Raw genomic sequence first — 13,443 nt, 5'->3', positions numbered from 1 at the left:
AGCGGGGATCAGTTGGCGCCGGGGGCGATGGTGATGCAGCCCTGGCCCTGGCGGCTCAACTGGGCACAGGCGGCGCGCGCGGTCTTCTCGCTCAAGCCTGCCAGACGGGCGCGGTACAGGGTGGACTTGGCGGACGACACCTCCACCACGTTGGGCACGGCGGCGTTGAGCAGGCCCCGCGACTTCTGTGTGGCGCGGGCGATGGCGGCCTGGGTGGCGGCGCGGTCGTTATAGGCGCCCACCTGGATGCTCCAGCCCGCCGGGATGTTCTTGCCCTTGGTGCCGGTGGCGACGGCGGGGGCCGCTTCCGCCGGGGCCGCCAGCAGGGTGTGGTCGGCCACGCTTTCCGCCGCCTTGCCCACGGCCTTGGCGGCCTTGCCGGCGGCGCTGGCCAGACGCACGGCCTTGGTGGCCTTTGGCGCGGGCGCCTCATCGGCCTCGTCTTCATCGCCCTCGGAGGTGGCGCTGTCCTGGCTTTCAGCACTCGCCAATTGCACCGCCCCCGCCTGCGACGCCCCGCGATCACGCGGCGCGCGGATGGGCGCCTCCGCCGTCAGCACCTGGCCAGGCTTGGTGGCGAAGCCTTCATCCAGCAGGTCGGCCATGCGGTTGTCCCGCCACACGGCGCTGCTGCCACCCATGACCACGGCGATCAACCGGCGTCCGTCCTGCACGGCGGAGCCCACCAGGTTGAAGCCGGAGGCGTTGATGAACCCGGTCTTGATGCCATCCATCCCGGGATAACGGGACATGAGATGGTTATGGTTGGCCATGGTCTCACCGTTGTAGGTGAAGCTGGCCGTCTTGAAATAGGCGTACTGCTTGGCGTGGTCGTGGATCAGGGCCTGGGCCAGCCGCGCCAGGTCGCGGGCCGTCGTCACCTGGCCGGTGTTGGGCAGGCCGGAGGCGTTGCGGAAGGTGGTGCGGCTCATGCCCAGGGCGCGGGCCTTGGCGGTCATCATCTGGGCGAAGCGCGGCTCGCTGCCGCCCAGGTTTTCCCCCACCGTCACCGCCACATCGTTGGCCGACTTGGTCACCAGGGCCAGGATGGCGTCGCGCACCCGGATGGTGTCGCCCGCGTCCAGGCCCAGCTTGCTGGGGGCCTGGGCGGCGGCATGGGCGGAAACCTTGAAGGGGGTATCCAGCGTGACGCGGCCGGCATCCAGCGCATCGAACAGCAGATACAGCGTCATCATCTTGGTCAGGGACGCCGGGTAGTTCTGGGTGTCGGCGCCGGCGGCGTGCAGCACCTGGCCGGTTTCAGCATCCACGACAATGGCGGCGTACTTGGCGAAAGCGCGTCCCGGGGCGAAGGCGAGGCAGGCCATGAAGGCCAGGACGGCCAGCCGCCAAGCAATGTGGGTAAGGGACGAGCGATTCCCCCGAACCGAGCGATTCCAATGGGTCACGGTGAACTGCCCCTTCCGCCATGCCATGTCGATGATGCCGACAAAAGTAAAGGCATGATGATTCCGTGTCCAGTATTGAAAATATCGTTAAGGACAAAGAAGGCCCGAGCATCATTGCCCGCCTTTACATGCGCGTCGCGCGTTTCCCGGCCCAGCGCTACCCCGGATGGAGGAGCCGCCTCGCCGAAAGATGTGCTGCACTGCAGCATAATCACCCCGTGCGAGGCAGCGTACATGGACCGCTTGGCTTATTAAGCATATTTTATCCAAGACTTTGCTGGACCTTACTCCGGCATGTCGTCGCCCAGCGGTCGTGTTACGGAAATTTTGCGGCGCACAAAAACCGGTTGACAAAGCGCGCGGCAGGGCCCACGTATGAAATCGTGCTGCGACGCAACATGACGGTGCCTCTGGTGGGCCGTTCGCCGTCGGCACGCCGCCCGGCCGACGCCGGTTAGCCTGACCCGGGCACGGGCCGCATCGGGCGGCCGATGGATCATACGCGATCATTGGAAGGAGCACTGTCATGACCACCCCGAATACTCCCACCCCCGTCACCACCACCGCGTCGCGGGCCAAGAAGGTCGTCGCCGACGCCGCCGTGGAAACCGGCGCCGCCACCAAGCAGGCCGCCGAAACCACCGTGGCCGCCGCGCAGGACGCCGTGACCAAGAATTACGAGCAGGCCGTCGCCCTCACCAAGGAGCAGGTGGAGAAGGCCAGCAAGAAGGCCTTCGAGGCCTATGAGGAGCTGACGAGCTTCAACAAGGAAACGGTGGACGCCCTGGTGCAGTCCTCCACCGTTCTGGCCAAGGGCCTGGAAAACCTGTCCAAGTCCTTCGTCGCCTACGCCCAGTCTTCGCTGGAGAGCAGCGTGGCGGCCACCAAGGCGCTGCTGGCCGTGAAGACCCTGCGCGAGGCGGTGGACCTGCAGTCCGAGTTCGCCAAGACCAGCTTCGACACCCTGGTGAGCGAGGCCACCAAGACCTCCGAGCTGTCGGTGAAGCTGGCCAACGAGGCGATCGAGCCTATCTCCGCCCGCGTCAACGCGGTCGTGACCAAGTTCGGCAAGCCGCGCCTGGCGGCGTGATCGCGGTTGGGCCGCGCCATGCGGCCGGCCGTTCCAGCCGATGCTGACGAACCCGGTGGGCGCGCGCCCACCGGGTTTTATTTTTTTGGTGTGATGGCGCGCCTTGCGTCCGGCCGCCCAACGCGCTTGGATGATTCCCGTGCGTTCATCGCACGCCAGGCATGATTAAGGTCACCTGGGGTCTTCCAACGGCCCGCCGCGATCTCATATTATCCCTGGGATGACCACCCCGAGAGACACGTACCTGGAAGGCCATGACGGAGTTCGACAGTCACGGAAGCGAGGGCGGCACTGGCGGCGACGGCACCAACACCGGCGTCGTGGTCAAGGCCAAGCCTAAGACCAAAAAGCCCTCCATGTACAAGGTCTTGATGCTGAACGACGACTACACGCCGATGGAGTTCGTCGTCCACATCCTGGAGCGTTTCTTCTCCAAAAACCGGGAGGAGGCGACGCGGATCATGCTGCATGTCCATCGCCGTGGCGTGGGCGTATGCGGTGTGTTCACCTACGAGGTGGCGGAGACGAAAGTAACCCAGGTGATGGATTTCGCGCGCCAGAACCAGCATCCCCTGCAATGCACCTTGGAGAAGGATTAGTAGGCATGCTCTCGCGTAATCTCGAGCAGACGCTGCACCGGGCCCTAGCTTACGCCAATGAGCGTCGGCACGAGTACGCGACCCTGGAACACCTTCTGCTGGCGCTCACCGAGGATCAGGATGCCCTGGCGGTGCTGCGCGCCTGCGGCGTGACCGTGGAAAAGTTGCGGGTCGAGCTGGGTGAATACCTGGACAACGAGCTGAGCAACCTGATCTCCAGCCGGTCGGAGGACGCCAAGCCCACCGCCGGTTTCCAGCGGGTGTTGCAGCGCGCCGCCATCCACGTCCAAAGCTCCGGCCGGGAAGAGGTGACGGGCGCCAATGTGCTGGTGGCCCTGTTCTCCGAACGGGAGAGCCACGCCGTCTATTTCCTGCAGGAGCAGGAGATGACGCGCTTCGACGCCGTCAACTACATCTCCCACGGCATCGCCAAATCGCCAGGCCGCTCCGAAGCCAAGCGCGTCAGCGGCGCCGAGGAGGAGACCACCGCCGGCGAGAAGGCGCCCAAGAAGGGCACCGAGGCGCTGGAGGCCTACTGCGTCAACCTCAACAAGAAGGCGCTCAGCGGCAAGATCGACCCCCTGATCGGCCGCGCGCAGGAGGTTGACCGGACCATCCAGATCCTCTGCCGCCGGTCCAAGAACAATCCGCTGTACGTGGGCGACCCCGGCGTGGGCAAGACCGCCATCGCCGAGGGCCTGGCCCGCCGCATCGTCCATGGCGAGGTGCCGGAGGTGCTGCTGAACGCCACCATATTCGCCCTGGACATGGGCGCGCTGCTGGCGGGCACCCGCTATCGCGGCGACTTCGAGGAACGGCTGAAGTCCGTGCTGTCGGAGTTGGAGGCGGTCGAGGGCTCCGTCCTGTTCATCGACGAGATCCACACGGTGATCGGCGCCGGCGCCACTTCAGGCGGAGCCATGGACGCCAGCAACCTGCTGAAGCCGGCCCTGGCCAGCGGCGCCCTGCGCTGCATCGGCTCGACCACCTACAAGGAATACCGCAGCTACTTCGAGAAGGACCGCGCCCTGGTCCGCCGCTTCCAGAAGATCGACGTCAACGAGCCCTCGCTGGACGACGCCGTGAAGATCCTGGAAGGGATCAAGAGCTACTACGAGAAGCACCACAACGTCCGCTACACGCGTGAGGCCATCCGTTCGGCGGTGGAGCTGTCGGCCAAGTACATCGGCGACCGCAAGCTGCCGGACAAGGCCATCGACATCATCGACGAGGTCGGGGCGGCGCAGATGCTGCTGCCTGTGGCCAAGCGCAAGAAGACCATCCAGGTCAAGGACGTGGAGGCGGTGGTCGCCAAGATCGCCCGCATCCCGCCGAAGAGCGTCAGCCGCGATGACCGCGAGGTGCTGCTGAACCTGGAGCGGGACCTGAAGACCATGGTGTTCGGCCAGGACAAGGCCATCGACACCCTGGTCAGCGCCATCAAGCTGGCGCGCGCCGGCCTGCGCGACCCGGAAAAGCCCATCGGCAACTACCTGTTCTCCGGCCCCACCGGCGTGGGCAAGACCGAGGTGGCGCGCCAGCTGTCGCGCACCCTGGGCATCGAACTCACGCGCTTCGACATGTCGGAGTACATGGAGCGGCACACCGTCAGCCGACTGATCGGCGCGCCCCCGGGCTATGTCGGCTTCGACCAGGGCGGCCTGCTGACCGACGCCATCGACCAGCATCCGCACTGCGTGTTGCTGCTGGACGAGATCGAGAAGGCGCACCCCGATCTCTACAACATCCTGTTGCAGGTGATGGACCACGGCAAGCTTACCGACCACAACGGCAAGACGGTCGACTTCCGCAACGTCATCCTGATCATGACCACCAACGCCGGTGCGGCCGATCTGGCCAAGCCCGCCTTCGGCTTCGGCCGGGAGCAGCGGCTGGGCGAGGATGAGGAGGCGATCAACCGCCTGTTCACCCCGGAATTCCGCAACCGCCTGGACGCCATCATCCCGTTCTCCGGCCTGTCGCCGGAAATCATCGGCCGGGTGGTGGACAAGTTCGTCATGGAGCTGGAGGCGCAGCTGAGCGACCGCGGCGTCACCATCGAACTGACGGACGAGGCCCGCGACTGGCTGTCGAAAAAGGGGTACGACCCGCTGTACGGCGCGCGCCCCCTGGGCCGCACCATCCAGGAGTACATCAAGAAGCCGCTGGCGGAAGAGCTGCTGTTCGGCAAGCTGGTGAAGGGGGGCGCCGTCCGCGTCACCGTCAAGGACGACGCCCTGTCCTTCGAGTACGCCGCCGGTGGCAGCCGCCCGTCGCAGCGGGAAAAGCCGGAGGAAAAGGTGCCGGAACTGGTGACCTGAGGCCGGTGGCGGTTGATCCGGTATCGAGGCGCTTGCGAGGTTGGGCCCCGGGGCATCCGGGGCCCATTTTCTCATGATCTGGTCCCGCCCCCTCGGCAGCGCCTGTCGGCCGCTTGGGATCACGGGACGGCATGGCGCGGAGAAAACAGCGTTGTCACGCAGGGCGCCCTGCATCGGACGGATCGCAATCCGGTGGGCCACGCTGCTGGTCCTAAGCTTAGCCGTCGGAGGTGGATCCGCCGCTGGCGCGGCCCCCTGTTTCAATCCGGCGGACCCGGACGACATTCGCTTATGGCCTGGGCCGGCTCCTGCTGCGATAGGGGATGACGCTTGTCGGGATATCCCGTTCCTCAAGGTCTTTCGGGCGCCTGGACAGGATATTGGGCCCGCCCTGGTTTTGATCCCGGGGGGCGGTTACGATCGCCTGTCAAACGCGCGCGAGCAGGAGCCCGTCGCAGCCTATTTCGCCCGGCATCTGCGTATCACCACCTTCGTTTTGTCCTATCGCCTGGTTCAGGCCGATGGCACCTACCGCTTCCCTGTACCCTTATGGGATGGACGTCGGGCCGTGAGGCTGGTGCGGGCGCTGGCCCCCCATTACAGCATCGATCCGCGCCGCATCGGGATCTTCGGATTTTCCGCCGGCGGCCATTTGGCGAGCGTGATCGCCTTCCGCCCCGGCGACGATTTCGGATTGTCCAGGCGGGATGCGACCGACGACGTGGACGATGGCGTTGCCGTCCTTGGGCTCGGATATCCCGTTATAACCATGGACGCGGGGGACGCTCCGGCCTCGGCCAGCGCCCGTCATCTATTGTCGGGATATCGGGGGGCGGAACGCGCCGCGCTGGAGCGGCGGCTTTCAGCGCAAAATCTGGTCGGCCCCCATACGCCGCCCGTCTTCCTCTTCGATGGCCTGGATGATCAGCGCGTCAGCCCGGAAAACAGCCGGCTGCTGGCGCGATCTTTACAGGCGGCCGGGGTTCCGGCGGCCGTTTACTGGTTTGACCATGGTCCACATGGCGCGGGCCTGGCCACGGGAGTGCCAGGGGAGTCGGCGTGGCCTGACCTGTTCCAGCAATGGCTGCGGGAACGTGGTTTCCTCCCCTGACAGGACCACTGCCGCAGTCTTGTTCATTACTCCATCGCCACCAGGCGCCGGATCAGCGTGTCCAGGTCGTTCCACACCAGCGGCTTGGCGACGTAGCCCGCAAACAGCCCCGTGGTCAGATGGTCGATGACGTCGGTTTCCGCCGTCATCAGCACCAGGGGGACCGGCCGGCTGCGGCCCGCCGGGGCAGGGCGGCCGTGCAGCTCGCGCGCTGCCTCGGCCCCGCCGACGCCAGGCATATGCAAATCCAACAGCACCAGCTCGAACGGGGGCGCGGCGGCGTCGAACAGGGCGATGGCCTCCGCCCCGTCGGCGGCGCCCGTCGCGTCGTATCCCAGGCGCCGCAGGACGGCCAGAATCAGCTCCCGATTCACCCGGTTATCCTCCGCCACCAACACCCGCGTCGCGGCGGGGGCGGCGCTAACGGCCGTATTTTCTATACTCATCGCGTATGCCTTTGGCGGAGTCGGGACGCATGTCGCGGCGCGCGGCTTTTAAGGGACACCCTGGGGGCGCCCACTGTTGACGCCACAATAGGCGGGATTCCCCACGCCGCCCAGCCCCTTTGCCGCAGGGGGAACGACGCCGGGCGATACTGATTTTGTGGCGCAGCGGCATCGATTGTATAAAATCCAGGATTGTTCGGGCCACCCCTCTCGGTGACTCCGGCGATTGCCGTCACCCAGGTGGTTGTGCTGATGCGCGCAGTGTCCCTCTTCGTCATTGTCTGGCTGGCCGCCCTGGGCACCTTCGGGCTGCCCTGGGACCAGGCGTGGGCGGAGCCGGGGCAATGGCAAGCGCTGGGGCAGACGGCGTTCGAGCACATCGACCGCTCGCGCGGGTTGCCCAGCGACACCATCTTTTCCCTGGCACAGGATCAGCGCGGCTTCATCTGGATCGGCACCACCAACGGCCTTGCCCGCTTCGACGGCTATCATATGCGGGTCTTCCAGCCGGATCCCGATGTGCCGGGGTCTCTACCCGACGGTGTCATCCGCGCCCTGCATGTGGACCCGGCGGGCCGGCTCTGGGTTGGAACCCATGTCGGCGGCCTCGCCCTCTACGACCCGGTGACGGAGCGGTTCCGCACCATCGGACCCGGCCCCAACGGGGTCAGCGCCGCCACCGTTTATGACATCAGCGACGACGGCGGCGGCGGCATCTGGGTGGCCACGCGGGGCGGCTTGGACCACCTCACCGGCGATGGCCGGGTGGTGGCACGGTTCCGCCACGCCGACAAGGACCCCGCCAGGGATGCCGCCAAGGAAAAGGCCCCCGGCGACGACGCATTACCCCATAACACGGTGTTCACCGTGCACCAGGACCGCGCCGGAAACCTGTGGGCCGGCACGGCCAGGGGCTTGGTGATGCGGCCCGCCGGAGGCGACCGCTTCGCTCCGCCGCCGCTGGCGACCCCATCGCCGGCCGCCGAGGCACTGCTGGCCGACAGTGTCTGGCAGATCGAGGAGGGGGCGGACGGCCGCCTCTGGCTGGGGGGCGATCGCAGCGGCCTGGGCGTTTACGATACCCACGACCAGTCCCTGACGGTCATCCGTCCACGGAGCGAGACTGAGCCGCCGCTGGCGGCCGTGACCATGCGCGGGTCGGTGGAGGTGCGGCCGGGTGTGCTTTGGGTGGCCACGCTGGGCAATGGCATCGCCGAGGTGGACGTGGCCCAAGGGGTCTACCACACGATCCGGCATGAGCCCGACATCCCCGCCACCCTGTCCAGCAACGCCCTGCGCGCCATCCTCAAGGATCGGTCCGGCCTGATCTGGACGGGTGGGGATTCGGGCCTGGATGTGCACAACCCCACCAACGCCGCCCTGGTCACCCTGTTCACGGGTAACGGCCGGCCGCCCCTGGGCGACCTGCCCACCATCAAGAGCGTGGCGGTGACGCCCCAGGGCACGCTGTGGCTGGGCGGCGATGGCGCCATCCTGCTGTTCGACCCCGCCACGCGCCGGGCGCGCCGCATCCTGGCCGGGGGGCCCAACGCGAACCCCGATCACACGCTGCCGCAACTGGACGTCGTGGCCATGGCACGCCTGGCCGATGCGGACGCCAGCGCCCCCGCCACCGTGTGGGCCGGCACGCCCCGGGGGCTGTACCGCGTGGCGGAAGCGTCGGGAACGGTGGAGCGCGAGGCGTTACCCACCATCAATCCCTATCCCTATATCTCCCGCGTGGTGACGGCTGGCCCGACGACCTGGGTCGGCACCTTCGCGGGCCTGGTGCGCATCGGCGCCGACGGCGCGAAGACCCTGTACCGCCGCGATCCCGCCAACCCGGCCACGCTGGTGGATGACCGCATCATCGCCTTGGCCGTGGACCATACCGGCGCCGTCTGGGCGGGCACGGAACATGGCCTCAATCGCCTGGATCCTGCCACCGGCGCGGTGGAACGGCTGGCGCATGACGCCACCGACCCCGGATCGCTGCCGCATGACTACATCAACAGCCTGGCGGAGGATGGCCAGGGTCGGCTTTGGGTGGGTACAGCCCAAGGCGGCATCGCCATCCTGGAGGGGCGCGACGCCGCCGGCCGGCCGCGCTTCCGCGTCCTGGATCGGCAAAACGGCTTGCCCGGCCTGCGGATCAACAACCTGACCTATGACGGCCACGACCATGTGTGGGCCACCACGGCGGACGAACTGGTTAGCATCGACGTCGGCAGCCTGGCCGTCCGTGTGCTGGGGCCGGCCGAGAACGCCCTGATCCGCCGCTATTGGGAAAACGCTTCCGCCGTCACGCCGGATGGAAAGCTGCTGTTCGCCGGCGACGGCGGCATGACCGTGGTGTCCCCAGACGCCATCGCCGACTGGCGGTTCGCCCCGCCGCTGGCGGTCACCGATGTGCGGGTGGGAACCCAGAGCGTGCCGCCCGCCGCCATCGAGGGCGTGCCCCTGATCCTGCGCCCCGGTGACCGGGGATTTGAGGTGGAGTTCACCGCGCTGGACTTTTCCGCCCCCGACCGTAACCGCTACGCCGTCATGCTGGAGGGCTTCGACACCGCCTGGCTGGAAAAGGACGCGCAGCGCCGCCGCGCCGTCTACACCAACCTGTCGCCCGGCCACTATCGGCTGCTGGTCCGGGGCAGCAACAAGGATGGCCGGTGGAACCCGGAAACCCTGTCCCTGCCGGTCACGGTGCTGCCGGCCTGGTATCAGACATGGTGGTTCCGCATCCTGGCGGTGGCCAGCGTGGTGGGGGCCGTGGCGATGGCCTTCTGGGCCCGCCTGGCCTGGCATCGCCGCCGCCAGCGGGAACTGGAGGAGTTGGTGGACGCCCGCACGGCCGACTTGGCCGCCTCCGCCGCGACGCTGCGCCGGGTGGGCGATGCCGGCCGGGACCTGTCGGCATCGCTGGAGCGGGAGGCCATTTGCCGCGCCCTGCATGCCCATGTGAACGAGCTGATGCCCGCCGCCGCCCTGCGCGTGGCGTTGTTCGACGATCCGGACGCGACCCGCCTGTCGCTGGTCTATGCCGGCGGCACGGCCGAGACGCCCCTGGGACCGCTGGCGCCGGACGATGCGCTTTACCAGCGGGCGGCGGAAGGGGCCTCCACCTCCAGCGGGCCGGCCGACACGCTGATGCATGCGCCCTTGCGCGTCGGCAACCGGCGTCTGGGCGTGGTGGAGGTGCGCATCAGCCGGCCGGACGCCGCATTGCCCCGGCACGCGGAGGCCCTGCGCTCCATGGCCGCCTTCGCCGCGGTGGCCATCACCAACGCCGCCGCCTTCCGCGATGTGGAACGGGCGCGGGAAGAGACGGCCCAAACCCTGGCCAACCTGGAAAGCGCCCTGACCCGCCTGGTCCAGCAGGAAAAGCTGGCATCGCTGGGCAATCTGGTCGCGGTGGTGGCGCATGAGATCAACACGCCGCTGGGCGTCTCCGTCACGCTGGGCTCCCAGCTCCAGAGCGAGGTCGAGGCCCTGGCCGGCGCCATGGCGGACAAGCGTCTGCGCCGGGGGGACCTGGACGACTTCCTGGTGCAAACACGCGCCGAGTGCGAAATCCTGAACCGCAACCTGCGCCGTGCCGCCGATCTGGTGCAGAGCTTCAAGCAACTGTCGGTGGACCAGACCAGCGAGCGCGTGCGCGCCGTTCCCCTGACGGAATACCTGCGCGAAACGCTGCTCAGCCTGGAGCCGCTGTTGAAGGCACACGGCGTCGCCGCGACGGTGGACGGGCCGGAGGGCCTGATCGTGCCCACGCGGCCGGGCCAACTGGCCCAGGTTCTGACCAACCTGGTGCAGAACGCCGTGGTCCATGCCTTTGACGGGGTGGCGCATCCGTCCATCCATATCCAGGTCGGGGTGGGCCCCGCCGGGACCGCCACCGTGACGGTGTCCGACAACGGGCGCGGCATGACGGCGGAGTTGGCGGCGCAGGCGTTCGAACCCTTCTTCACCACCAAGCAGGGGTCGGGCGGCTCCGGCCTGGGCCTGCACATCGTCCATAACCTGGTGACGGGCCCGCTGCGGGGCGAACTGAGCCTGGACAGCCTGCCGGGCGAGGGCACGCGCGTGCACATCGCGCTGGGCAGTTTCCAGACCAATGAGGCGCCACCGGTTCTGGAACCCACGGGGTAACCACCTCCGCCTTCTGCCAGCCCCTTGCCGGAACCGCTCCGGCGCTCAACTCCGCCATGGCGCGGCGCCCCTCCCTCGTGGCAGGTTCCACACCCAGCAGGGACTCGAACGAGGGCGGGGGCCGTCCGGGCCGGTCCAATGGATGGGAGATAGGGCGTGATGGGCAAGGGTGCGATGGGCAGGGGCGTGATGCGAATGAGGAACAGGGCCGTGGGCGCGGGCATTGCCCTGGGCATGGCCACCGGATTGATGGCCCCGGCGGCGTGGGCCGCCGAAAGCCCGGCCGCCATTCCGGACTCGGCGCTCTCCAGCGTCAAGGAATTGCAGAAGCGGGCCTTGGCCGGCAGTGGCGCCTATGAGGTGGTGGAGTCGCTGACCACCCAGGTGGGGCCGCGTCTGCCCGGCACGCCCAATGACGCGGCGGCCGTGGCCTGGGCGGTCAAGGCCATGAAGGACCTGGGCCTGCAGAACGTCCATACCGAGGCCGTGCCCATGCCCGGCTGGCGACGCGGCCTGGAACGGGCCAGCCTCCTGTCGCCCCTGCCGCAGCCGATCGCCGTGGCAGCGCTGGGCGCCAGCGTGGGCACGGGGCCGGAGGGCATCGAGGCCGAGGTGGTGCGCTTCGCCAACCTGGCGGAGCTGCAGGCGGCGCCGGCCGGGTCGCTGGCGGGCAAGATCGCCTACATCGCCCTGCCCATGACCCGCACCCAGGACGGCAGCGGCTATGGCGAGGCCGTGGCCATGCGCATCGCGGGCCCGGCGGCGGCGGCCAAGAAAGGGGCTGCGGCGGTGCTCATCCGCTCTGTCGGCACCGATGCCCACCGCTTGCCCCACACTGGCATGACCCGGTATGAGGACGGCGTGCCCAAGATCCCGGCCGGCGCCATCTCCACCGTCGATGCCGCCCAGTTGGACCGGCTGCTGGCCCCTGGACCCGATAACAAGGGGCCGGTGAAGATGAAGCTGGTGCTGGACGTGGCTCCGCTGGACCCCATCACCACCTACAGCGTGGTGGGCGACCTAAAGGGGACGGAGAAGCCGGACGAGATCGTGCTGGTCGGCGCACACCTGGACAGCTGGGACCTGGGCACGGGCGCCATCGACGATGGCGCCGGTGTTGCCATCGCGCTGGCGTCGGCCAAGCTGATCAAGGGCCTGCCGGAAAAGCCCAAGCGCACCCTGCGTGTCGTGCTGTTCGCGGCGGAGGAGGAGGGCACCTACGGCGCCATCGCTTATGGCAAGGCGCACGCGGCCGAGGCCGACCGCTATATCCTGGGTACGGAGGCGGACCTGGGCATCGGCCCGGTGTGGCAATTCAAGATGAAGGCCAATGCCAACAACGCGGGCGCCCTGGCCACCATCGCCACGGCGCTGCAACCCCTACGCATCGTCAAGGGGCGCGATGACGAGGAGGGCGAAAGCTCCGACCTGGGCCCCATGGCCAAGGCCGGCATGCCGGTGGCGGAACTGTCGCTGGACGCCACCACCTACTTCGACATCCACCATACGGCGGACGACACGCTGGATCGGGTGGATCGCGCCACCATCGACCAGTCCACGGCGGCCTACGCCAGCGTGCTGTGGCTGGCCATGCAGGCCAACGGCACCTTCCGCGAACCCGCTACCCGCGAATCCGGGACCCACTGACGGCGTCAGTCGCCGGTGATGCGGTAGGCGCAACGACGGGCGCCCTGGGGAATGTGGTCCACCCGTTCCACCCGGGCGCCCAGCACGGCGCGAAAGGTTTCCAGTTCCGAGCGGCAGAAGCCGGCGCAGGCGCTGGCCGCGGCGCAGATGGGGCAGTGGTTTTCCACCAGCATCCAGCTGCCATCCGGCTGCCGCCAGTTATCGGCCATGTAGCCTTCCGCCGTGCGGATGGTGGCCAGGCGCCGGATCCGGTCGGCCAAGTCCGGCGCGCCGATCATTTCGTTCTTGTAACGGTCCAGGGTTTCCGCCTCACGCGCGGCAATGACGGTATCCAGCGCGGCCGGTCCCAGCTGTGCCACCAGCGTGGACAGCAGCGCTGTGGCCAATGCCGCATGGCCATCGGGGAAATGGGCGTGCCCGGCCGCCGTCAGGTGCCAGCGCTGGCGGGGACGACCGCGGCCGACCGCCGGCTCGCCGACGCTTTCCACCACGCCCTCCTGTGCCAAACGCGCCAGTTGCTGGCGCGCCGCTTCACCCGTGATCCCCAGCGCGGTGGCCAGGGTCGCCGTGGGCTGCGGCCCTTCCGTCTTCAACATCAGCAGGACACGGTTGAGGGGAGCGTGGGGCATGATATTTCCAAGTTTAAACTTGCTTTAATCGACGCGGCGCGT

The 13,443-nt window shown here is 68.1% G+C and carries 9 protein-coding genes; 6 read left to right on the top strand and 3 right to left on the bottom strand.

Annotated elements, in window-relative coordinates; translation table 11 throughout:
- Nucleotides 1-8: 8 nt before the first annotated feature.
- Nucleotides 9-1,409: a D-alanyl-D-alanine carboxypeptidase family protein gene (locus FBZ90_RS06720; protein WP_246130187.1), complete on the bottom strand. Its 1,401-nt coding sequence runs from the start codon at nt 1,407-1,409 to the stop codon at nt 9-11.
- Nucleotides 1,410-1,935: 526 nt separating this feature from the next.
- On the opposite strand from FBZ90_RS06720, the gene FBZ90_RS06715 reads away from it, so the two are divergent.
- From FBZ90_RS06715 to FBZ90_RS28280, 4 genes are all read left to right on the top strand, one after another.
- The gene (locus FBZ90_RS06715) at nt 1,936-2,499 is read left to right on the top strand and encodes a phasin family protein (protein WP_145730243.1); all 564 of its coding nucleotides are present in this window, start codon (nt 1,936-1,938) and stop codon (nt 2,497-2,499) included.
- 254 nt (nt 2,500-2,753) lie between these two features.
- Entirely contained in the window at nt 2,754-3,098 is a 345-nt protein-coding gene (gene clpS / locus FBZ90_RS06710) for an ATP-dependent Clp protease adapter ClpS (RefSeq protein ID WP_145730241.1), read from the top strand.
- A gap of 5 nt (nt 3,099-3,103) precedes the next feature.
- Nucleotides 3,104-5,419, top strand: a complete 2,316-nt coding sequence (clpA, locus tag FBZ90_RS06705; RefSeq protein ID WP_145730239.1) for an ATP-dependent Clp protease ATP-binding subunit ClpA — start codon at nt 3,104-3,106, stop codon at nt 5,417-5,419.
- Between the two features lie 73 nt (nt 5,420-5,492).
- Nucleotides 5,493-6,530, top strand: a complete 1,038-nt coding sequence (locus FBZ90_RS28280) for an alpha/beta hydrolase (protein ID WP_145730237.1) — start codon at nt 5,493-5,495, stop codon at nt 6,528-6,530.
- Between the two features lie 26 nt (nt 6,531-6,556).
- Here the strand turns inward: FBZ90_RS28280 and FBZ90_RS06695 are convergent, their stop codons facing one another.
- Nucleotides 6,557-6,976: a response regulator gene (locus FBZ90_RS06695; RefSeq protein ID WP_145730235.1), complete on the bottom strand. Its 420-nt coding sequence runs from the start codon at nt 6,974-6,976 to the stop codon at nt 6,557-6,559.
- Nucleotides 6,977-7,228: 252 nt separating this feature from the next.
- Between FBZ90_RS06695 and FBZ90_RS06690 the strand changes: the two genes are divergently transcribed.
- Together FBZ90_RS06690 and FBZ90_RS06685 are read left to right on the top strand one after the other, a co-directional pair.
- Nucleotides 7,229-11,125, top strand: coding sequence for a sensor histidine kinase (locus FBZ90_RS06690; protein ID WP_145730234.1), 3,897 nt, complete (start codon nt 7,229-7,231; stop codon nt 11,123-11,125).
- Nucleotides 11,126-11,335: 210 nt separating this feature from the next.
- The gene (locus tag FBZ90_RS06685) at nt 11,336-12,772 is read left to right on the top strand and encodes a M20/M25/M40 family metallo-hydrolase (RefSeq protein WP_246130186.1); all 1,437 of its coding nucleotides are present in this window, start codon (nt 11,336-11,338) and stop codon (nt 12,770-12,772) included.
- Between the two features lie 5 nt (nt 12,773-12,777).
- Here the strand turns inward: FBZ90_RS06685 and FBZ90_RS06680 are convergent, their stop codons facing one another.
- A complete protein-coding gene (locus FBZ90_RS06680) occupies nt 12,778-13,401 on the bottom strand; it encodes a helix-turn-helix transcriptional regulator (RefSeq protein WP_145730233.1) in 624 nt (207 codons plus the stop codon).
- Nucleotides 13,402-13,443 lie beyond the last annotated feature (42 nt).

The sequence above is a fragment of the Nitrospirillum pindoramense genome (genome assembly GCF_007827955.1).
Lineage (GTDB): Bacteria > Pseudomonadota > Alphaproteobacteria > Azospirillales > Azospirillaceae > Nitrospirillum > Nitrospirillum amazonense_B.
Note: the sequence above shows the minus strand (reverse complement) of the source record. Positions and strands in the feature narration are given on the sequence as shown.

What these genes read in the sequence shown, in the direction of transcription:
- FBZ90_RS06715 (WP_145730243.1), top strand. Translation starts at nt 1,936, where the DNA reads ATGACCACCCCGAATACTCCCACCCCCGTCACCACCACCGCGTCGCGG.
- clpS (WP_145730241.1), top strand. Translation starts at nt 2,754, where the DNA reads ATGACGGAGTTCGACAGTCACGGAAGCGAGGGCGGCACTGGCGGCGAC.
- clpA (WP_145730239.1), top strand. Translation starts at nt 3,104, where the DNA reads ATGCTCTCGCGTAATCTCGAGCAGACGCTGCACCGGGCCCTAGCTTAC.
- FBZ90_RS28280 (WP_145730237.1), top strand. Translation starts at nt 5,493, where the DNA reads ATGATCTGGTCCCGCCCCCTCGGCAGCGCCTGTCGGCCGCTTGGGATC.
- FBZ90_RS06695 (WP_145730235.1), bottom strand. Translation starts at nt 6,976, where the DNA reads ATGAGTATAGAAAATACGGCCGTTAGCGCCGCCCCCGCCGCGACGCGG.
- FBZ90_RS06690 (WP_145730234.1), top strand. Translation starts at nt 7,229, where the DNA reads ATGCGCGCAGTGTCCCTCTTCGTCATTGTCTGGCTGGCCGCCCTGGGC.
- FBZ90_RS06680 (WP_145730233.1), bottom strand. Translation starts at nt 13,401, where the DNA reads ATGCCCCACGCTCCCCTCAACCGTGTCCTGCTGATGTTGAAGACGGAA.